This window comes from Pseudoxanthomonas sp. F37 (assembly GCF_022965755.1).
Classification (GTDB): Bacteria; Pseudomonadota; Gammaproteobacteria; order Xanthomonadales; family Xanthomonadaceae; genus Pseudoxanthomonas_A.
In genome coordinates, this window is sequence record NZ_CP095187.1 from 2,602,899 (window position 1) to 2,621,981 (window position 19,083).

Genomic DNA, 19,083 nt, shown 5'->3' on the forward strand with positions numbered 1-19,083 from the left:
ATCCGCCGGACCCGGGGCGGAGGCCATCGGCCCCGGCGGCGGCGCTTACTTGCCCGTCTTCAGCTCCGTCCAGATGCGCGTGTACTGGCGATCCACTTCCGGCGGGATGATGGCGAAGGTGAACAGCTTGGCCTCCACCTCGGGCGTCGGGTAGATGGTCGGGTCCTCGGTGATGGACTTGTCCATCAGTTCCTTCGCCCTGGGGATGGCGTTGGGGTAGCTGATGAAGTTGGAGTTGTTGGCCATCACCTGCGGATCCAGCAGGTAGTTGATGAAGGCGTAGGCCTCGTCCACGTGCTTGGCGTCCTTCGGGATGGCCAGCATGTCGAACCATTGCGGCGCGCCCTCCTTCGGGATGGCATAGGCGATGTTGACGCCATTCTTGGCTTCCACGGCGCGATCGCGCGCCTGGATGATGTCGCCCGACCAGCCCACCACCAGGCAGGTGTCGCCGTTGGCCATGGCGTCGATGTACTGCGAGGAATGGAAGTTGGTGATGTAGGGACGGATGGTCTTCAGCAGCGCGGCCGCCTTGTCGATCACCGCCGGATCCTGGCTGTTGGGATCCTCGCCCAGGTAGTTCAGGGCGATCGGGATGATCTCCGACGGCGTGTCGAGGAAGGTCACGCCGCAATCCTTCAGCTTGCTGATGTTCTCGGGCTTGAACACGATGTCCAGGCTGCTGGCGATGTCGGTGTTGCCGAATGCGGCCTTCACCTTGTCCACGTTGTAGCCGATGCCGGTGGTGCCCCACATGTAGGGGATCGCATGCTGGTTGCCCGGGTCCTGGTTCTCCAGGCGCTTCATGATGGCCGGGTCCAGGTTGGCGTAATTGGGGATCTTGCTCTTGTCCAGCGGCAGGAACACCCCCGCCTGGATCTGCCGGCCCAGGAAGTTCATCGTGGGCACGACCACGTCGTAGCCGCTGCTGCCGGCCAGCAGCTTGGTCTCCAGCACCTCGTTGCTGTCGAACACGTCGTAGGTGACCTTGATGCCGGACTGCTTCTCGAAGTTGGGGATGGTGTCTTCGGCGATGTAATCGGACCAGTTGTAGACGTTGACCTGCTTTGCAGCGCCCGCGGCAGGTGCCCCGGTATCGCCTTCGCTGCCCGATTTCCCGCACGCCGCAAGGGTACACAGGGCCAGGGTGGTTGCCAGTACGCGCAGTTTCATCAATCTCTCTCCATTGGGCCCGCGAGGGCGGCTTGATGTGGTTCCCGCATCGCCACCAGGCCGGCGCGGGTGTGCTGTCGTTGCAATGGCAGGTTCCGTGCCGTCGTGCTCCCCGTCTCCCCTCTCCCCGGTGCCGCCCCGTCACGCTGGGGCGGCACGATGACAGAGGGCGCGTCCGTCATGGCACGCGCCCTCGTGGTTTTCAGCGTCCGGTCTTCAGCTCGGTCCAGATCCGGGTGTACTGCCTGTCCACTTCCGGTGGCAGCACCGCGAAGGTGAAGAGCTTCGCGTCGACGTCGGCCGGCGGGTAGATCGTCGGGTCCTCGGCGATCGCCTTGTCCACCATCGGCTTGGATGCCGGCACCGGGTTGGGATACGTCACGTAGTTGGTGTTGGCCGCCGCCACCTCCGGGTCGAGCAGGTAGTTGATGAAGGCGTAGGCGTTGTCGACGTTCTTCGCGTCCTTCGGGATGGCCAGCATGTCGAACCACTGCGGCGCGCCTTCCTTCGGGATGGAATACGCCACGTTGACGCCGTTGCCGGCCTCCGCGGCGCGGTCGCGCGCCTGGATGATGTCGCCGGACCAGCCCACCACCAGGCAGACATCGCCGTTGGCCAGGTCGTTGATGTACGAGGACGAATGGAAGTTGCGGATGTAGGGACGGATCGACTTCAGCAGCGCCGCGGCCTTGTCGATCACGGCCGGGTCGAAACTGTGCGGGTCCTCGCCCAGGTAGTTCAGCGCGATCGGGATGAGCTCCGAGGGCGTGTCCAGCACGGTGATGCCGCAGTCCTTCAGCTTGGCCGCGTTTTCCGGCTTGAACACCACGTCCCAGCTGCCGGTGACGGCGGTGTCGCCGAAGACCGCCTTGACCTTGTCCACGTTGTAGCCGATGCCGCTGGTGCCCCACAGGTACGGCACCGCGTACCGGTTGCCCGGGTCCTGCTGCTCGATGCGCTTGAGCATGGCCGGGTCGAGGTTCTTCAGGTTCGGGATCTTGCTCTTGTCCAGCGGCAGGAACACGCCCGCCTGGATCTGCCGTCCCAGGAAGCTCAGCGACGGCACCACCACGTCGTAGCCGCTGCTGCCGGCCAGCAGCTTGGTCTCGACCATCTCGTCGCTGTCGAACACGTCGTAGGTCACCTTCACGCCGGTGGCCGACTCGAAGTTGGGGATGGTGTCCTCGGCGATGTAGTCGGACCAGTTGTAGACGTTGAGCGCCTTGGACGGCGCGCTGTCGGCGGCCTTTTCGTCCTTGCCGCCACAGGCGCCCAGGGCGGCGGCGGCCAGCATGACGGTGAGGGTCTTGAGCTTCATCGGGGTCTCCATGGAACAGGATCGGGGGATGCGGACATCATACGCCCGGGCTGCGGCGACGTGACGCAGCGCACGCTTCTCCGCGCGCCTACATCCCCAGGTCCGCTGCTGTGTCTTCGAGCGCCTTCCACGTCTTGTCGAACAGCTCGTCCACCTGTTCGCGGCTGATGATCAGCGGCGGCGACAGCAGCATGGCATCCCAGGTCGCGCGCAGGATCAGCCCGTGTTTCAGCGCGTGGTCGCGGCAACGGGGACCGACCGTGCCGCGCTCGGGGAAGAACGCCCGCTTGCGCTTGTCGGGCACCAGTTCCAGCGCGCCCACCATGCCGGCGATGCGGGCCTGGCCCACCAGCCGGTGCTCGCCCAGTTCGGCCCAGCGCTGGGCCAGGTAGGGAGCGACCTCGGTCTTCGCGCGCTCGACGATCTTCTCCTCCTGCAGGATGCGGATGTTCTCCAGCGCGACCGCCGCACACACCGGGTGCCCGGAGTACGTGGCGCCGTGCGCCAGTTCGCCCCCCTGCTCCTTCAGCACCTTCGAGACGCGGTCGTTGAACATGGCCGCACCCAGCGGGATGTAGCCGGAGGTGATGCCCTTGGCCACCGGCATGACGTCCGGCTGGAAACCGAAATACTGCGACCCGAACCATTCGCCGGTACGGCCGAAGCCGCAGATCACCTCGTCGGCGATCAGCAGCACGTCGTACTGGCGGCAGATGCGCTGGATCTCCGGCCAGTAGGTCATCGGCGGGATGTACACGCCGATGGCGCCCATGATGGGCTCGCCGATGAAGGCGGCCACGCGCTCCGGGCCCAGTTCCAGGATCTTCTGTTCCAGCCGGCGCGCCGCGACCCGGCCGTATTCGTCCTCGGACAGGTCGCCGCCGTCGGCGAACCAGAACGGCGGATCGATGTGGTGGATGTCGGGGATCGGCAGGCCGCCCTGCTTGTGCATGCCCTTCATGCCGCCCAGGCTGGCGCCGGCCATGGTGGTGCCGTGGTAGCCATCGTGCCGGCCGATGAAGATGTTCTTCTGCGGCTGGTCCTGCACCGCCCAGAAATGGCGCACCAGGCGCAGGATGGTGTCGTTGGCCTCGGAGCCGGAATTGACGAAGAAGGAGTGGTTGAGGTCGCCCGGCGCCAGTTCGGCCAGTTTGGCCGCCAGTTCGATGGTCGGCTCGGTGGTGCACTGGAAAAAGCTGTTGTAGTAGGCCAGCTGCGTCATCTGCCTGGACGCCACCTCGCCCAGCTCCCTGCGGCCGTAGCCGATGTTGACGCACCACAGGCCGGCGAAGGCATCGAGCAGCCGGTTGCCGTCGGCATCCCAGACATAGCAACCCTCGCCCCTGGTCAGGATGCGCGTGCCCCGCTTGGCCAGCGCGGCATTGTCGTTGAACGGATGCAGGTGGTGCTCGGCGTCGAGCTGCTGCAGGGTGCGGGTGTCGAGTCGGGTCATGTGAACTCCAATGCAATGCTTTCTGTAGGAGCGACGTGAGTCGCGACCGGGGTGCACCTGTTGAGCGTGCGGTCGCGACTCACGTCGCTCCTACAGCCAGAAACCAGGTCAGACGTTCAACAACAGGAATTCCCGCTCCCACGAACTGATCACGCGGAAGAAGGTCTCGTATTCCTTGCGCTTGACCGAGACGTACGCACGCACGAAGCGCGCCCCCATCAAGTCGTGCAGCGGCCTGCAGCCTTCCAGTTCGTCCAGCGCCTCGCCCAGCGAACGCGGCAGCTCGAAACCGATGTCCTGGGCGCTGCTGGCCAGCGGCTCGGTCGGCTTGAGCTGCTCGCGGATGCCCATCAGGCCGCAGGCCAAGGTGCCGGCCATGGCCAGGTAGGGATTGGCGTCGGACCCGGCGAAGCGGCTTTCCACGCGCATGTTCTCCGGCGTATCCATCGGCACGCGCAGGCCGCAGGTGCGGTTGTCGTAACCCCACTGCACGTTGATGGGGGCCACCTGACCCAGCGCGAGCCGGCGGTAGGAGTTGACGTTGGGGCCGAAGAACGCCATGGCCATGGGCACGTACTTCTGCAGGCCGGCCAGGTAATGGCCGAACAGCTTGCTGCCCCTGCCTTCGGTCTTGCCGGTGAACACGTTGCGGCCCGACTTCATGTCCAGCAGGCTCTGGTGGATGTGCATGGCGCTGCCGGGCTCGTTCTCCATCGGCTTGGCCAGGAAGGTGGCGTAGACGCCATGCCGCATGGCCGCCTCGCGCATCGTGCGCTTGAACAGGAACACCTGGTCGGCGCGCGACAGGGCGTCGTCGTGGGTGAAATTGACTTCCAGCTGCGCGGCGCCGGACTCGTGGATCAGCGTGTCCACGTCCAGTTCCATCGCCTCGCAGTAGTCGTACATCAGGTCGAGGATGGGGTCGAACTCGTTGACCGCATCGATCGAGTACGACTGCCGCGCGGTCTCCGGACGGCCCGATCGTCCGGCGGGCGGCAGCAGCGGGAAATCGGGGTCGGTGTTCTTCTGCACCAGGAAGAATTCCAGTTCCGGCGCCACCACCGGCCGCAGGCCTTCCTTCTCGTACTCGGCCAGCACGCGGCGCAGCACGTTGCGCGGCGCCAGCTCGTGCGGCTTGCCGTCCTTGGTATAGCAGTCGTGGATCACCTGCGCCGTCGGGTCGGCCGCCCACGGCACCATGCGCACCGTATCCGGGTCGGGACGCAGGAACATGTCCGAATCCGAGGGCGAGGTCAGTTCGTAGTAGTCGTCGGGGTAATCGCCGGTGACCGTGGTGGCGAAGATGCCCTCCGGCAGGCGCGTGCCGTAGTCGTGGCTGAACTTGTCGGCCGGGATGATCTTGCCGCGCGCGTTGCCGGTGATGTCCGGCACCAGGCACTCGACCTCGGTGATGCGGCGCTCCTTCAGCCAGCGCCGCAGGGAGCTTTCGGAAAGCTCGGCGGCGTCGACCTTCTTCTTTCGTTGCGCTTGTTTCTGGCTCATGGGGAACACGATTCTCGGAAGGGAAGGCCGGCGTGTCGTCGCCGGGCAGGAGGCCGCACGGACGCCTCAGCGTCCGCCCTCCCATGGCGGCGGATGCCGCCGCTTCATGATGTCCTCCCCGCCGCACGCGCCCGGCAGGCATCGCCGAAGGCACGGAAGATCGCCAGGTAGAACGGGTTCTCCCGTACCTTCCATTCCGGATGCCATTGCAAGGCGAGCATGAAGGCCGGGCCGTCGTGGCGGTACGCCTCGATCAGTCCATCCGGCGCCTGCGCTTCCACCACCAGTCCTTCGCCCAGGCGTCGCACGCCCTGGCCGTGCAGCGAATTGACGGTGGCGCGCGTGTCGCCGGCCAGCCCGGCCAGCAGGCCGCCCGGCACCAGCGCGATGTCGTGGGCGGGGCCGTACTGCACGTCGAGCGGATCGTCCCGGTTCTCGCGATGGTCCATGAAACCCGGTTGTTCGTGCACCTTCTGGTGCAGCGTGCCACCGAAAGCGACATTGACCTCCTGGAAGCCGCGGCAGATCGCCAGCACCGGCACGCCCATCCCGATGGCGAGCGGGATCAGCGGCAGGTTGGTCGCATCGCGGCGCGGGTCCAGCAGGTTGCCCTCGTAGCTGGACTCGTCGCTGTAGTGGTGCGGTTCGATGTTGCTGACGGCACCGGTCAGCAGCAGCCCATCCAGGCCGGCGAGCACCTCGCGCAGCGGCAGCACCGGGTCCAGCGTGGGCACCAGCAGCGGCAGGCAGCCCGCCCCATCGACCACCGCGCGCACGTATTTCTCGCCGACGGCGAGGAAGGGATGGGCACCGATTTGCTTGTGGTCGGTCGGCAGACCGACCCGCGGCAGCGGGGTCATGCAGGCAGCCCGGAGTGGCTTGTCGGCACGTTAACCCGGCCGTTTTATTTTTACAACACGACGCCGCCAGATGACATTCCTGGCGCGAAAATGGTGCAAGGCAGCACCGTTTATGGGCGTTTTCGCGCACCCCGCGATGCCGGCCGTTGAGTATTCTTGACGCCGTGCCCGCTCTGCTAAGCTGCGCCGCAGCCTCCAGGAACGCCCTCATGCGCCCCGATCACGACGCCGCCCCGCACCTGCCCGCCGATGATGCCGCCACGCTGGCGTCGCTCCCCGACTGCGAGCAGATCGACCTGCTGCTGCCCGACATGAACGGGCTGCTGCGCGGCAAGCGCGTCACCCGCGACGCGCTGGACAAGGTATACCGCGACGGCGTGTGCCTGCCGATGTCGCTGATCGCCACCGACATCACCGGCAACACCGTGGAGGAAACCGGACTGGGCTACGACATCGGCGACGAGGACCGGATCTGCCGGCCCGTGCCGGGCTCGCTGCGGCCGGTGCCGTGGTCGCCGCGCCCCGCCGCGCAACTGCTGTTGAGCATGGAAGACGCGCAGGGCGGCATGTTCGAAGCCAACCCGCGCGAAGTGCTCAAGCGGGTGCTGGGGCGCTACGCCGCCCGCGGCCTGAAGCCGGTGGTGGCGGTGGAACTGGAGTTCTACCTGTTCGACCAGCGCATGGACGATGCCGGCCGCCCGCGCACGTCGATCAATCCGGCGACCGGGCAGCGCAACACCAGCACGCAGGTCTATTACATGGAAGACCTGAACGACTATCGCGGCTTCACCGACGCCGTGGCCGCCGCATGCCGCGCCCAGCGCATCCCGGCCGATACCGCGGTGGCCGAGTACGCGCCGGGCCAGTTCGAGATCAACCTCAAGCACCGCGACGACGCCCTGCTCGCCTGCGACGACGCCATCTACCTGAAGCGCGCGATCAAGGCCGCGGCGCAACAGCAGGGCCTGATGGCCAGCTTCATGGCCAAGCCGTTCGCACAGCAGGCCGGCAGCGGCATGCACATCCATGCCAGCGTGCTGGATGCCCATGGCCGCAACATCTTCGCCTCGCCGCCCTCGGCACCCGCCGATGCCCTGAAGCACGCCATCGGCGGCCTGCAGCGCAGCGACCAGGACTGCCTGCTGCTGTTCGCGCCGCATGCCAACAGTTACCGGCGCTTCGTGCTCAACGCCTTCGTGCCGCTCAACGACGTGTGGGGCTACAACAACCGCACCGTCGCCATGCGCATTCCGCACAGCGACCAGGCCAATACGCGCATCGAGCACCGCATCGCCGGTGCCGACGCCAACATCTACCTGGTCACCGCGGCGGTACTGGCCGGCATGCTGCATGGCATCGAGCAGGGCTTCGACCCCGGCCCGCCGATCACCGGCAACGCCTACGACCAGACCGAGATCCGTACCCCGTTCTGGCGCGAAGCCATCGCCGCCTTCATGGGCAGCGAGTTCATCCGCGAGCAGTTCGGCACCCCGTTCCAGCATATCTACGGCCAGCAGAAGCTCAAGGAGATGCACAGCTTCTACACCGAAGTGACCGACCTGGAGTACGCGTGGTACCTGCGGTCGGTGTGATGGGGATGACGCGCGCATCTTCCATCGTCATTCCGGCGCAAGCCGCGCTTTCAACCGCCGAACGGCGGGTCATCCATGTTGATTTGCCGCATGCTCGCAAGGGCGAGAGCACGATGGATTCCGGCGTGCGCCGGAATGACGGTCGGAAAATCCCATGACCTCGTCTTCCGGCGCTGTTTACCCCGACAGCTGGTACGCCGCCAGCACCGCGCCGCTGCCGGCGCAGCCGGTGCTGGAAGGCCGCATCGAGGCCGACGTGTGCATCCTGGGCGCCGGCTACACCGGCCTGTCGGCGGCGCTGGAACTGGCCGAAGCCGGCTACAGGGTGGTCGTGCTGGAGGCCGAGCGCATCGGCTGGGGCGCGTCGGGCCGCAACGGGGGCCAGGCCATCGCGGGCTTCAGCTGCGGCGAGGCCACGCTGGAGGCGCTGGTCGGCTTCGACGACGCGAAGAAGATGTTCGACCTGTCGCTGGAGGGCCTGCGCTGGATGCGCGGCCGCATCCGGCGGCACGGGATCGACTGCGACTGGCGCGACGGGCATGCCACGGTACCGATCAAGCCGCGCCAGCAACGCGAGGTGGAACAGGCGGTCGAGGCGTTCAACACCCGTTACGGCCACCCCGTGCAGTGGTGGGACCGCGACCGCCTGCGCGGCGAGCTGACCAGCGACCGCTACCTCGGCGCGATGTACGACCCGGTCAGCGGCCACCTGCATCCGCTGGCCTACGCGCTGGGCCTGGGGCGCGCGGCGCTGGAGGCCGGCGCGCGCATCTTCGAGGGCTCGCGCGTCACCCGGCTGGTGCGCGGCGCGCGCCCCGTGCTGAAAACCGCGTGCGGCGAGGTGGTCTGCGACAGCGTCGTCCTCGCCGGCAACGCGCTGTTGCGCGGCATCGCGCCGGAACTGGAATCGCGGATGATGCCGGTGGGCACCTACATCGCCGCCACGTCGCCGCTGGGCCGGGAACGCGCACGCGCCCTGATCCGCAACGACATGGCGGTGGCCGACACCAACTGGGCGCTGGACTACTTCCGCCTGGGCCGCGACCACCGCCTGCTGTTCGGCGGCCGTGCCAGCTATTCCACCCTGCCCCCACCCAACCTGCGCGGGGTGATGACCCGGCGTATGCACCGCGTGTTCCCGCAGCTGCGCGATGTCGGCATCGAATACCTGTGGGGCGGGATGATCGACATCTCGCTCAACCGGGCGCCCCACTGGGGCCGGCTGGCGCCCAACCTGTACTTCGCCCAGGGCTTCTCCGGCCACGGCCTGATCGCCGCGGGCCTGGCGGGCACCACGCTGGCCCAGGCCATCCGCGGCCAGTCCGAGCGGCTGGACCTGTTCGCCAGGATCGACCACCGCCCGTTCCCCGGTGGACGCGCCCTGCGCACGCCGCTGCTGGTGGCCGCGATGGCCTGGTACAAGCTGCGCGACGCGCTCTGGTAGGCGCCGGGGCCGCACCCGTCGTTTTCGTGACGGCGCTCTCAAGTCCGTCCCGGGCCGGCCGATAGGAGGCGTATGGAACCTCCGTAACACCGACGACGATGCCGACACCCCTGCGCGCCTCGCCCGCTTCCGCCGCTCCATCCCCGCTGCCCCAGCGCATCCTGGTGGTGGAGAACTCGCGCACGCATGCACGCCTGATCGGCGAGGCGATCGAGCAGAAGCTCAATCTGCCCGTCGTCTACGCGGCGACGCTGGCGGAGGCCCGCGCGGCGCTGGAACGGCATCCGGACTGGTTCATGGTGGTCACCAGCCTGGTGCTGGCCGATGGCAGCCACGACGAGGTGGTGGAGTTCTTCCTGTCGCGCCAGTTGCCGACGGTGGTGGTCAGCGGGGTCTACGACGACGGCCTGCGCGAACAGGTGCTGCGCCGGCAGGTGGTGGACTATGTGCTGAAGAACACGCCCGGCAGCATCGATTACCTGGTGTGGCTGGTGCAGCGGCTGGAGCGCAACCGGCGCATCGCGGCGCTGGTGGTCGACGATTCGCGCTCGGCCCGCCAGCACGCGGCGGCGCTGCTGGCGATGTACGGCTTCCGGGTGATCGAGGCGGCCGATGGCGAGGCGGGCCTGGCGATGCTGGACGCCAACCCCGACATCCGCCTGGCCATCGTCGACCAGGAGATGCCCGGCATGAAGGGGCACGAGTTCACCCGCCGCCTGCGCGCGCGCCACGCCCGCGACCACCTGGCCATCATCGGCATCTCGGGCACCAGCGACGGCAGCCTGGTGCCGCGCTTCCTGAAGAGCGGCGCCAACGATTTCCTGCACAAGCCGTTCTCGCGCGAAGAATTCTTCTGCCGCGTCTCGCAGAACATCGACCAGCTGGAACTGATCGGCACGCTGCAGGACCTGGCCACGCGCGACTTCCTGACCGGCCTGCCCAACCGCCGGCACTTCCTGGCCGAATGCCACGCGCTGCTGCCCAACACCCTGGGACGCCAGCAGTCGGTGACGGCGGCCATCATCGACATCGACCACTTCAAGCACATCAACGACACCTACGGCCACGAAGCCGGCGACGTGGCGCTGAAGGCCGTCGCCCAGGCCATCGCCCGCCATGCGGGCACGCAGGACCTGGTGGCGCGCTTCGGCGGCGAGGAGTTCTGCGCGCTGGTGCCCTACCTGGGCGAAAGCGAGTCGGTGGACTACTTCGAATCGCTGCGCGCGCAGATCGAAGCGCTGGAGGTCGACGTCGGCGGACCGAAGCTGCGGATGACCGTCAGCATCGGCGTGTTCCGCACGCGCTTCCCGGGACAGACGCTCAACCACCTGTTGAGCGAAGCCGACCGGCGCCTGTATCTGGCCAAGGCCGGTGGGCGGAACCGGGTGGTGTCGGGCGGCTAACCGCTCTGCGTAGGAGCGACGTGAGTCGCGACCGGAAAAATGAAGCGCCCGGGAGAAGCGCGATGCTGGCGAGCATCGACCCGGCACTGGCAGGGGCCCTCTCGCCCCAAGGGTACTGATCGCGCTAGGCCTCCGGTCGCGACTTACGTCGCTTGTGTCTATCGATTGGGTAGATTGCGTTGTGAGAGCGGAGTGCGGCAGCCCGATATGTCGCTGTGCGTTAGCACGTGTAGGAGTCCGGGGCGCCGCACTCCGTACTCCCATCTCAAGCCCGAACAGTTGCACGGATGGCAGTCCGCAGTACAAGCCAGGGATCGATGGGAGTGCTCTCGCCCCTAGGCTACTACGGAGTGCGCATGAATTCGTACGTCGGCATCGATGTCTCCAAGGACGAACTGGTCGTCCATGTCCTGCCCGCCCAGCAGGACCGCGTGTTTCCCAACACCGCTCAGGGTCTAGTCGGACTGGTCGGCTGGCTGCTGGAACTGGAAGGCTGCCGGGTTGCCTTCGAGGCCAGCGGCGGCTATGAACGCGATCTGTTGGATGGACTGCACCAGGCCGGTGTGGCGGCCGTGCGTTTGCCGGCCCGGCGTCCACGCGATCTGGCCAGAGCGTTGGGCTTGAAGGCCAAGACCGATGCCCTGGATGCCCGCGTGCTGGCCCTGGCCGCGCAGATGCTGCCGGCCACTACCACGCCCCCTGCGACCGCTCCGATGCAGAACCTGCGCGAGTGGTTGCAACTGCGCACGGCCCTGGTGCAGGAGCGCGACAATCATCGCCGACGGATCCAGCAGGTGCGCCAAGCCTCTGTGCAGACCTTCCTGCGCTCGGTCATCGACAGCCTGCAACAGCGAATTGCCCAGGTCGAGCAGCAACTACGCTGCGCCCTTGAACGCTGTCCCGTCCAGATCGGCGCCGCGCCGGGACTGGGCCCGATCCTGCGTGCCACCCTGGCCGCCCGCCTGCCGGAACTGGGCCAGCTGGACCGGCGGCAGATCGCCTCCCTGGTCGGTCTGGCGCCCTACAACCGCGACAGTGGACGCTGGCGTGGTCAGCGCTGCATCGGAGGCGGAAGGGCCGATGTGCGACGCGTGCTCTACATGGCGACCTGGGCCGCCATCCGGGCACGCTCACCCCTGGCGCAGACCTACCAGCGGCTGGTAGCCGCAGGTAAACCCAAGAAGCTCGCAGTGACCGCCTGCATGCGCAAGTACCTGACCATGCTCAACGCCATGGCGCGCGATCAAGCGCCATGGGCGCCTGCTACGTCGACGGCCTAGACACAGTTGACTCCTACAAGGGCCCATCGCTCCCTGCGACCGGATGTCGCAGCATTGATTCCGATCAATGCCGCGACGCCCGCGCGCACCTAGATTCCCGCTGCATACCGGCATCCGCCGGCAGGGGATACGCACATGACACTGCTGATCTGGCAGGACGACATGGACACGGGCATCGACATCATCGACGGCCAACACCGCCGCATCGTGGAGATGATCAACCATCTGCACATCACCCAGAAATCGATGGAACGCTTCGCCGTGGGCGAAGTGATCGACGAGCTGGTCGACTACACCCTCTCGCACTTCGCCTTCGAGGAAGAACTGATGGAGGAGGCGGGCTACCCGTTCAGTGCCGCCCACAAGCGCGTGCACGAGGTCTTCACCAAGCGCGTATCGGAGTACCGGCTGCGTTTCGAAGCGGGCGAGGATATCGTGGACGACCTGCGCAGCATGCTGTCGCGCTGGCTGTTCAATCACATCCGCAACGACGACAAGGCCTACGCCGATTCGGTGAAGCGGCACCTCAACCACTTCGTCAGGGAACACCAGCAGGGCGGCTGGCTGAGCCGTACCGTGAAGCGCCTGTTCGGATAGCGCCGCTACCTGCGGCGCGGCATCGCCAGCAGCGCGAGCAGGGTGAGCGTGGCCATACCGGCCAGGTACCCGCCCACCGACGCCAGCCCGTAACGCTCTCCCAGGCGCGTGGCGATGTAAGGAGCCGGCGACGCCCCCAGGATGCCCGCCAGGTTGAACGCCAGCGACGCGCCGGTGTAGCGCACCGCCGTGGGGAACATCTCCGCCAGGATCGTGCCGCACGGCCCGTAGGTCAGCCCCATCGCGCCCAGCCCCAGCGCCAGGAAGGCGAGCACGCCCAGGTCGCTGCCCGATTCCAGCAACGGCGCGAACACGAAGCCGAAGCCGATGATCAGCACCGTCGCCACGATCATCGCGTTGCGACGGCCGAAACGGTCGGCATACAGCGCCGACAGCGGGATGGTCAGCGCGAAGAACAGCACGCCCACCATCTGCAGCATCAGGAAGTGTTCGCGCGGGTAGCCGAGCTTGGAGGTGCCCCAGCTCAGCGCGAATACCGTCATCAGGTAGAACAGCACGAAGGTCGCCACCAGGGCGAAGGTGCCGGTGACCAGGGCGAACGGGTGCTCGCGCACCGCGGTCAGCATCGGCAGCCTGACCCGTTCGTCCCGGTCCAGCGCCTTCTGGAAGTCCGGTGTCTCGGTGATCCGCAGGCGCACCCACAGGCCGACGAATACCAGCGCCGCGCTGGCGAGGAACGGGATGCGCCAGCCCCACGCGAGGAACTGCGCATCCGTCATCATTCCGGTCAGCAGCAGGAAGATGCCGGTCGAGCACAGGAACCCCAGGGGCGCGCCCAGTTGCGGGAACATGCCGTACCACGCGCGCCTGCCGGGCGGTGCGTTCTCGGTGGCCAGCAGCACGGCCCCGCCCCATTCCCCGCCCAGGCCGATGCCCTGCCCCAGGCGGCACAGGGCCAGCAGCGCCGGCGCCGCCACGCCGACCTGCGCATAGGTGGGCAGCAGGCCGATGACGACCGTCGAAATGCCCATCGTCAGCAGGGCCGCCACCAGCGTCGCCTTGCGGCCGATGCGGTCGCCGAAATGGCCGAACAGCGCCGAGCCGACCGGCCGCGCGATGAACGCCAGCGCGAAGGTGGCGAAGGACTGCAGCGTGGCCGTGGCGGGATCGCTCTGCGGGAAGAACAGCTTGGGGAAGACGATCACCGCCGCCGTGGCGTAGATGTAGAAATCGAAGAACTCGATGGTGGTGCCGATCAGGCTGGCGAACAGCACGCGGCCGGGGGAATTGGCGGGCGAAGAGGCAACGGCGGTGGCGGTCATGGACGGGCCGGTCGGTGGGACGTGGGCGATTCTGGCAGAACCACAAGCGGCGGTGCTCAGTGGGTCTTCCCTCTCCCCGCCTGCGGGGAGAGGGGGCCGGAGGGCGGGTGAGGGGCGAACGGAGATGCGAGCGCTGCGCGCCCGGCCCGTTGCCGCGCCTGCCCCTCATCCGCCCGTTGGGCACCTTCTCCCCGCCTCGCGGGGAGAAGGAACAGCGCGGACCTGCGACAGGAGGGAGAGACGGCGATCAGCTCCCCAGGTTGATCCAGGTCGCCTTGATCTCGGTGTACTTGTCGAAGGCATGCAGCGACTTGTCCCGGCCGTTGCCGGACTGCTTGTAGCCTCCGAACGGCGCGGTCATGTCGCCGCCGTCCCAGTAGTTCACCCACACGCTGCCCGCACGCAGCCTGCGCGCCACGCGATGGGCGCGGCTGATGTCGCGCGTCCACACGCCAGCGGCCAGCCCGTACTCGCTGTCGTTGGCCATCCGCAGCGCTTCTTCTTCACTGTCGAAGGCGATCACCGACAGCACCGGGCCGAAGATCTCCTCGCGGCTGATCGTGTGTTCGTGCGCGACGTCGTCGAACACGGTCGGCTCGAGGTAGCACCCGCCGCTGACCACCTCGGCGCGCTGCCCGCCCAGCGCCAGCCGCGCGCCCTCGGCCTTGCCCTTCTCGATGTAGTCCAGCACCCGCCGCGTCTGCCCTTCGTCCACCATCGCGCCCATCGGCGCGCCGGGGTCCAGCGGGTGGCGCGGGCGCATGGCCTTGCCGGCCTGGACCACGCGGGCGACGAATTCCTCCTTGATCGAGCGCTCCACCAGCAGGCGGGAAGCCGCGGTGCAGACTTCGCCCTGGTTGTAGAAGATGCCGCCGGCCGCGGCCTTCGCCGCCACCTCCAGGTCGTGCGCATCGGCGAACACGATGTTCGGACTCTTGCCGCCGCATTCCATGTACGCGCGCTTCATGTTCGACAGGCCCGCGCACTGCAGCAGGCGCTTGCCGACCGCGGTGGAACCGGTGAACACCAGGCCGTCCACGTCCATGTGCAGCGCCAGCGGCTCGCCCGCGGTCTTGCCGAAGCCGGGCACCACGTTCAGCACGCCGGCCGGGATGCCGGCCTCGATCGCCAGTTCGGCCAGGCGGATCGCGGTCAGCGGCGACTTTTCCGACGGCTTCAGCACGATGGAATTGCCCATCGCCAGCGCCGGGGCCAGCTTCCACGTGGCCATCAGCAGCGGGAAGTTCCACGGCACGATGGCGCCGATGACACCCAGCGGTTCGCGCGTCACCAGGCCCAGTTCGTCCTGCCCGGTGGCGGCGACCTCGCCGTAGACCTTGTCCAGCGCCTCGGCGGTCCAGCCCATGCAGCGGATGGTCGCGGCCAGATCGACGCTGCGCGCATCGCCGACCGGTTTGCCCATGTCCAGCGACTCCAGCAGCGCCAGTTCGTCTGCATGCTGCTCGATCAATTGGGTGAGCTTCAGCATCACTTTCTTGCGGTGGGTCGGCCGCGCGTTGGACCAGGCGCCGGCGTCGAAACTGCGGCGCGCCGCGGCCACGGCGCGGTTGATGTCCTCTTCCTGCCCATCGGCCACCCGCCCGAGCACGCGGCCGTCGATCGGGCTGACACAGTCGAAGGTCTTGCCCGAGGCGGCATCGACGTACCTGCCGTCGATGAAGGCCTGGGTGCGGATCGACAGCGTGGCGGCCATCGCCTGCCAGTCCTGTTGTGTGCGGGTATTGCTCATGGAAACTCCAGGTTGTGTTCCCTTCCCCCTCGGGAGAAGGTGGCGCCTGCCTGCGGGAGAGGCGCCGAAACGATCAGAACGTCGCCGGCGTATTGGCGCTGACGATCACCGCGTCCACATCGCCCATGTTGCGGAAGCGGTGCGGCGTGCGGCTTTCGAAGTAGTAGCCCTCGCCGGCCTTCAGCACGCGCACCTGTTCGCCGACCGTGACCTCCACTTCGCCGGCGATCACCACGCCCCCCTCCTCGCCGTCGTGCGCCAGCATGCTGTCGCCGGTATCGCTGCCCGGCGGCATCACCTCGCGCAGGATGCACATCTGGCGCTGCGGACGATGCTGGCCGACCAGGAAATAGTGGATGCCATTGCTGCCCACGTCCGGCAACTCGTCGGCGACATAGAAGGGACTGTCGGGCAGGCCCTTTTCCAGGTCCAGGGTGAAGAAGTCGGCCAGCGAGATGGGAATGCCGTCCAGCACCTTCTTCAGCGAACTGACCGAAGGGCTGACCTTGTTCTGCTCGATCAGCGAGATGGTGCTGTTGGTGACGCCCACGCGCTTGGCCAGCTCGCGCTGGCTGAGGCCTTTGGATTTGCGGACCAGTTGCAGGCGTGCGCCGATGTCCATCACCACCCTGACAGGAAAGCGGAAAGTGTTGCGGGATACTTTACACCCCGGGACCGGCCGGTCAATCCGGCGTTCCGCGACAATCCAGCGACCCGATGAACGAAGACGGGCGAAGGCGGGGGCAGGCCAGCAGATCCGACCTTCGGCACGGTTGTAAAGTTTTTTCAACGCGCTAAGCTGCGGCCATCCGCCCCTGCCCCGGAACCGCGATGAGCGCCGACGACACCTCTTCCCGCGCCCTGGCCGACCACTACGCTCGCCAGAACCTCGAGGCGCCGGCCTCGCTCGACCACTTCTGGATGCCGTTCACCGCCAACAGGCAATTCAAGGCCAAGCCCCGCCTGCTGGCCAGCGCGTCCGGCATGTACTACCGCGACGTCGATGGCAACCAGGTGCTGGATGCCACCGCCGGGCTCTGGTGCTGCAACGCCGGCCACGCCCGGCCGCGCATCGTCGAGGCGGTGAGGCAGCAGGTCGGCACGCTGGATTTCGCCCCCAATTTCTCGATGAGCTCGCCGCTGCCGTTCAAGCTGGCCGAGCGCCTGGCCGCGCTGGCGCCGGGCGACCTCAACAAGGTGTTCTTCAGCAACTCCGGCTCGGAAGCGGTGGACAGCGCCCTGAAGATCGCGCTGGCCTACCACCGCGTGCGCGGCGAAGGCCAGCGCACGCGCTTCATCGGCCGTGAGAAGGGCTACCACGGGGTCGGCTTCGGCGGCATGTCGGTGGGCGGCCTGCCGAACAACCGCAAGTGGTTCGGCCCGGGCCTGCCGGCGGTGTCGCACATCCGCCACACGCTGGACGTGGCGCGCAATGCGTTCTCCAAGGGCCTGCCGGCGCACGGCATCGAGCTGGCCGAGGACCTGGAACGGCAGATCGCGCTGTACGACGCTTCCACCATCGCCGCGGTCATCGTCGAGCCGATTTCCGGTTCGGCCGGCGTGGTCATCCCGCCGCAGGGCTACCTGCAGCGGCTGCGCGAGATCTGCGACAGGCATGGCATCCTGCTGATCTTCGACGAAGTGATCACCGGCTTCGGCCGCATCGGCCACGCCTTCGGCGCGCAGCGCTTCGGCGTCACCCCCGACATGATCACCGCCGCCAAGGGCATCACCAACGGCTGCGTGCCGATGGGGGCCACCTTCGTGTCGGACCGCCTGTTCGACGCCTTCATGGGCGGACCGGACAATGCCATCGACATGTTCCATGGCTACACCTACTCCGGCCATCCGCTGGCCTGCGCCGCGGCGCTCGCCACGCTGGATACCTACGAGGAGGAGAACCTCTTCGACAAGGCGCTCAGCCTGGGCGACTACTGGCAGGAGGCGCTGCACGCGCTGAAGGGCCTGCCGAACGTGATCGACATCCGCAACTTCGGCCTGGTCGGCGCCATCGAAATGGCGCCGCGCGCGGGCGCGCCCGGCACCCGGGGCTACGACGTGTTCGCCCGTGCCTTCCACGAGGGCCACCTGCTGACCCGGGTGACCGGCGACGTCATCGCCCTGTCGCCCCCGCTGATCGTGGAAAAGGGCCACATCGACCGGATCGTGGATGTCCTGGCGGACACCATACGGGCAACCGCGTAAAATTACGGACCAACGGCCCCAGCGCTCCCCACGCGCGAAGCCACTTCCCGCTACTGGAGAGCAACATGCTGATTGGCGTCCCCAAGGAAATAAAGAACCACGAATACCGCATCGGCCTAACGCCGTCCGGTGCGCGCGAGCTGGTCTCGAACGGCCACCAGGTCATCGTCCAGCGCGACGGCGGCAAGGCCATCGGCCTGACCGACGAGCAGTACATCAAGGCCGGCGCGCAGATCGTCGAGACGGCCGAGGAGATCTTTGCCCGCGCCGACATGATCATCAAGGTCAAGGAGCCGCAGCCGAACGAGTGCGCCATGCTGCGCCCCGGCCAGGTGCTCTACACCTACCTGCACCTGGCGCCCGATCCGGAACAGACCAAGGCGCTGGTCGCCTCCGGCGCCACCTGCATCGCCTACGAAACCGTCACCGACCGCAAGGGCGGCCTGCCGCTGCTCGCGCCGATGTCGGAAGTGGCCGGCCGCATGTCGATCCAGGCCGGCGCGCACGCGCTGGAGAAGGCGCAGGGCGGTTCCGGCGTGCTGCTGGGCGGCGTGCCGGGCGTGAAGCCGGCCGAAGTGCTGGTGATCGGCGGCGGCGTGGTGGGCATCAACGCCGCGCGCATGGCCATGGGCATGAACGCGCACGTCACCATCCTGGACCGTTCGCTCGACCGCCTGAAGTACCTGGACGAGCTGTACGGCCACCAGCTGACCACCATCTACTCCACGCGCGACGCCATCGAGGAACGCCTGCCCGACACCGACCTGGTGATCGGCGCGGTGCTGATCCCGGGCGCGGCCGCTCCCAAGCTGGTGTCCCGCGAGCAGCTGAAGCTGATGCGCCCGGGCTCGGTGCTGGTGGACGTGGCGATCGACCAGGGCGGCTGCTTCGAGACCTCCAAGGCCACCACCCACCAGAACCCCACCTACGAAGTCGACGGCATCATCCACTACTGCGTGGCGAACATGCCCGGCGGCGTCGCCCGCACGTCCACCTTCGCCCTGACCAACGCCACCCTGCCCTTCGCGGTGCAACTGGCGAACAAGGGCGCGAAACAGGCGCTGCTGGACGACGAACACCTGCTCAATGGCCTGAACGTGCACGCCGGCAAGGTGACCTACAAGGCCGTCGCCGACGACCTGGGCTACGCCTACGTGCCTGCGCGCGAAGCGCTGGCGTAAGCCGCCCCAGAATCCCTGTAGGAGCGCCCCATGGGCGCGAT

At 67.5% G+C, this 19,083-nt stretch carries 15 protein-coding genes; 7 read left to right on the plus strand and 8 right to left on the minus strand.

Features of this window, described 5'->3' with window-relative positions:
* Positions 1 to 45 precede the first annotated feature (45 nt).
* The 5 genes from MUU77_RS12210 to MUU77_RS12230 all read right to left on the minus strand — a co-directional run bounded on the left by MUU77_RS12210 (position 46) and on the right by MUU77_RS12230 (position 6,307).
* Positions 46 to 1,173, minus strand: coding sequence for a polyamine ABC transporter substrate-binding protein (locus tag MUU77_RS12210; protein WP_245087194.1), 1,128 nt, complete (start codon positions 1,171 to 1,173; stop codon positions 46 to 48).
* Between the two features lie 202 nt (positions 1,174 to 1,375).
* On the minus strand, positions 1,376 to 2,491 hold the full coding sequence (locus MUU77_RS12215; RefSeq protein ID WP_245087197.1) for a polyamine ABC transporter substrate-binding protein: 1,116 nt from the start codon (positions 2,489 to 2,491) through the stop codon (positions 1,376 to 1,378).
* Between the two features lie 88 nt (positions 2,492 to 2,579).
* Positions 2,580 to 3,944, minus strand: a complete 1,365-nt coding sequence (locus tag MUU77_RS12220) for an aspartate aminotransferase family protein (RefSeq protein ID WP_245087200.1) — start codon at positions 3,942 to 3,944, stop codon at positions 2,580 to 2,582.
* A gap of 108 nt (positions 3,945 to 4,052) precedes the next feature.
* Positions 4,053 to 5,447, minus strand: coding sequence for a glutamine synthetase family protein (locus tag MUU77_RS12225; protein WP_245087203.1), 1,395 nt, complete (start codon positions 5,445 to 5,447; stop codon positions 4,053 to 4,055).
* Between the two features lie 104 nt (positions 5,448 to 5,551).
* Positions 5,552 to 6,307 carry a gamma-glutamyl-gamma-aminobutyrate hydrolase family protein gene (locus MUU77_RS12230; RefSeq protein ID WP_245087206.1) on the minus strand — a complete coding sequence of 252 codons (756 nt, stop codon included), beginning with the start codon at positions 6,305 to 6,307 and terminating at the stop codon, positions 5,552 to 5,554.
* 209 nt (positions 6,308 to 6,516) lie between these two features.
* Here MUU77_RS12230 and MUU77_RS12235 point away from each other — a divergent pair, with 209 nt between their 5' ends.
* The 5 genes from MUU77_RS12235 (at position 6,517) to MUU77_RS12255 (ending at position 12,623) form a co-directional block, all read left to right on the plus strand.
* A complete protein-coding gene (locus MUU77_RS12235; protein ID WP_245087208.1) occupies positions 6,517 to 7,899 on the plus strand; it encodes a glutamine synthetase family protein in 1,383 nt (460 codons plus the stop codon).
* A 154-nt stretch (positions 7,900 to 8,053) separates the two neighbouring features.
* A complete protein-coding gene (locus tag MUU77_RS12240) occupies positions 8,054 to 9,343 on the plus strand; it encodes an FAD-binding oxidoreductase (protein WP_245087211.1) in 1,290 nt (429 codons plus the stop codon).
* Between the two features lie 98 nt (positions 9,344 to 9,441).
* Positions 9,442 to 10,746 carry a diguanylate cyclase gene (locus MUU77_RS12245; RefSeq protein ID WP_245087214.1) on the plus strand — a complete coding sequence of 435 codons (1,305 nt, stop codon included), beginning with the start codon at positions 9,442 to 9,444 and terminating at the stop codon, positions 10,744 to 10,746.
* A 356-nt stretch (positions 10,747 to 11,102) separates the two neighbouring features.
* Positions 11,103 to 12,026, plus strand: a complete 924-nt coding sequence (locus MUU77_RS12250) for a transposase (protein ID WP_245087217.1) — start codon at positions 11,103 to 11,105, stop codon at positions 12,024 to 12,026.
* 135 nt (positions 12,027 to 12,161) lie between these two features.
* Complete coding sequence (locus MUU77_RS12255; protein WP_162110701.1) at positions 12,162 to 12,623, plus strand: bacteriohemerythrin; 462 nt, start codon at positions 12,162 to 12,164, stop codon at positions 12,621 to 12,623.
* A gap of 5 nt (positions 12,624 to 12,628) precedes the next feature.
* On the opposite strand, the gene MUU77_RS12260 is transcribed toward MUU77_RS12255, so the two are convergent.
* The 3 genes from MUU77_RS12260 to MUU77_RS12270 form a co-directional block, all read right to left on the minus strand.
* Positions 12,629 to 13,906, minus strand: coding sequence for an MFS transporter (locus tag MUU77_RS12260; protein ID WP_245087220.1), 1,278 nt, complete (start codon positions 13,904 to 13,906; stop codon positions 12,629 to 12,631).
* Positions 13,907 to 14,153: 247 nt separating this feature from the next.
* The gene (locus MUU77_RS12265) at positions 14,154 to 15,656 is read right to left on the minus strand and encodes an aldehyde dehydrogenase (protein ID WP_245087224.1); all 1,503 of its coding nucleotides are present in this window, start codon (positions 15,654 to 15,656) and stop codon (positions 14,154 to 14,156) included.
* Positions 15,657 to 15,729: 73 nt separating this feature from the next.
* Entirely contained in the window at positions 15,730 to 16,278 is a 549-nt protein-coding gene (locus tag MUU77_RS12270; RefSeq protein WP_245087227.1) for a cupin domain-containing protein, read from the minus strand.
* 209 nt (positions 16,279 to 16,487) lie between these two features.
* Between MUU77_RS12270 and MUU77_RS12275 the strand changes: the two genes are divergently transcribed.
* Together MUU77_RS12275 and ald are read left to right on the plus strand one after the other, a co-directional pair.
* Positions 16,488 to 17,861, plus strand: coding sequence for an aspartate aminotransferase family protein (locus MUU77_RS12275; protein WP_245087230.1), 1,374 nt, complete (start codon positions 16,488 to 16,490; stop codon positions 17,859 to 17,861).
* A gap of 65 nt (positions 17,862 to 17,926) precedes the next feature.
* Positions 17,927 to 19,042: an alanine dehydrogenase gene (ald, locus tag MUU77_RS12280; protein WP_245087232.1), complete on the plus strand. Its 1,116-nt coding sequence runs from the start codon at positions 17,927 to 17,929 to the stop codon at positions 19,040 to 19,042.
* Positions 19,043 to 19,083 lie beyond the last annotated feature (41 nt).

What these genes read in the sequence shown, in the direction of transcription:
- MUU77_RS12245 (WP_245087214.1), top strand. Translation starts at nt 9,442, where the DNA reads ATGCCGACACCCCTGCGCGCCTCGCCCGCTTCCGCCGCTCCATCCCCG.
- ald (WP_245087232.1), top strand. Translation starts at nt 17,927, where the DNA reads ATGCTGATTGGCGTCCCCAAGGAAATAAAGAACCACGAATACCGCATC.
- MUU77_RS12270 (WP_245087227.1), bottom strand. Translation starts at nt 16,278, where the DNA reads ATGGACATCGGCGCACGCCTGCAACTGGTCCGCAAATCCAAAGGCCTC.
- MUU77_RS12215 (WP_245087197.1), bottom strand. Translation starts at nt 2,491, where the DNA reads ATGAAGCTCAAGACCCTCACCGTCATGCTGGCCGCCGCCGCCCTGGGC.
- MUU77_RS12230 (WP_245087206.1), bottom strand. Translation starts at nt 6,307, where the DNA reads ATGACCCCGCTGCCGCGGGTCGGTCTGCCGACCGACCACAAGCAAATC.
- MUU77_RS12240 (WP_245087211.1), top strand. Translation starts at nt 8,054, where the DNA reads ATGACCTCGTCTTCCGGCGCTGTTTACCCCGACAGCTGGTACGCCGCC.
- MUU77_RS12250 (WP_245087217.1), top strand. Translation starts at nt 11,103, where the DNA reads ATGAATTCGTACGTCGGCATCGATGTCTCCAAGGACGAACTGGTCGTC.
- MUU77_RS12265 (WP_245087224.1), bottom strand. Translation starts at nt 15,656, where the DNA reads ATGAGCAATACCCGCACACAACAGGACTGGCAGGCGATGGCCGCCACG.
- MUU77_RS12220 (WP_245087200.1), bottom strand. Translation starts at nt 3,944, where the DNA reads ATGACCCGACTCGACACCCGCACCCTGCAGCAGCTCGACGCCGAGCAC.
- MUU77_RS12255 (WP_162110701.1), top strand. Translation starts at nt 12,162, where the DNA reads ATGACACTGCTGATCTGGCAGGACGACATGGACACGGGCATCGACATC.
- MUU77_RS12210 (WP_245087194.1), bottom strand. Translation starts at nt 1,173, where the DNA reads ATGAAACTGCGCGTACTGGCAACCACCCTGGCCCTGTGTACCCTTGCG.
- MUU77_RS12225 (WP_245087203.1), bottom strand. Translation starts at nt 5,447, where the DNA reads ATGAGCCAGAAACAAGCGCAACGAAAGAAGAAGGTCGACGCCGCCGAG.
- MUU77_RS12275 (WP_245087230.1), top strand. Translation starts at nt 16,488, where the DNA reads ATGAGCGCCGACGACACCTCTTCCCGCGCCCTGGCCGACCACTACGCT.
- MUU77_RS12260 (WP_245087220.1), bottom strand. Translation starts at nt 13,906, where the DNA reads ATGACCGCCACCGCCGTTGCCTCTTCGCCCGCCAATTCCCCCGGCCGC.
- MUU77_RS12235 (WP_245087208.1), top strand. Translation starts at nt 6,517, where the DNA reads ATGCGCCCCGATCACGACGCCGCCCCGCACCTGCCCGCCGATGATGCC.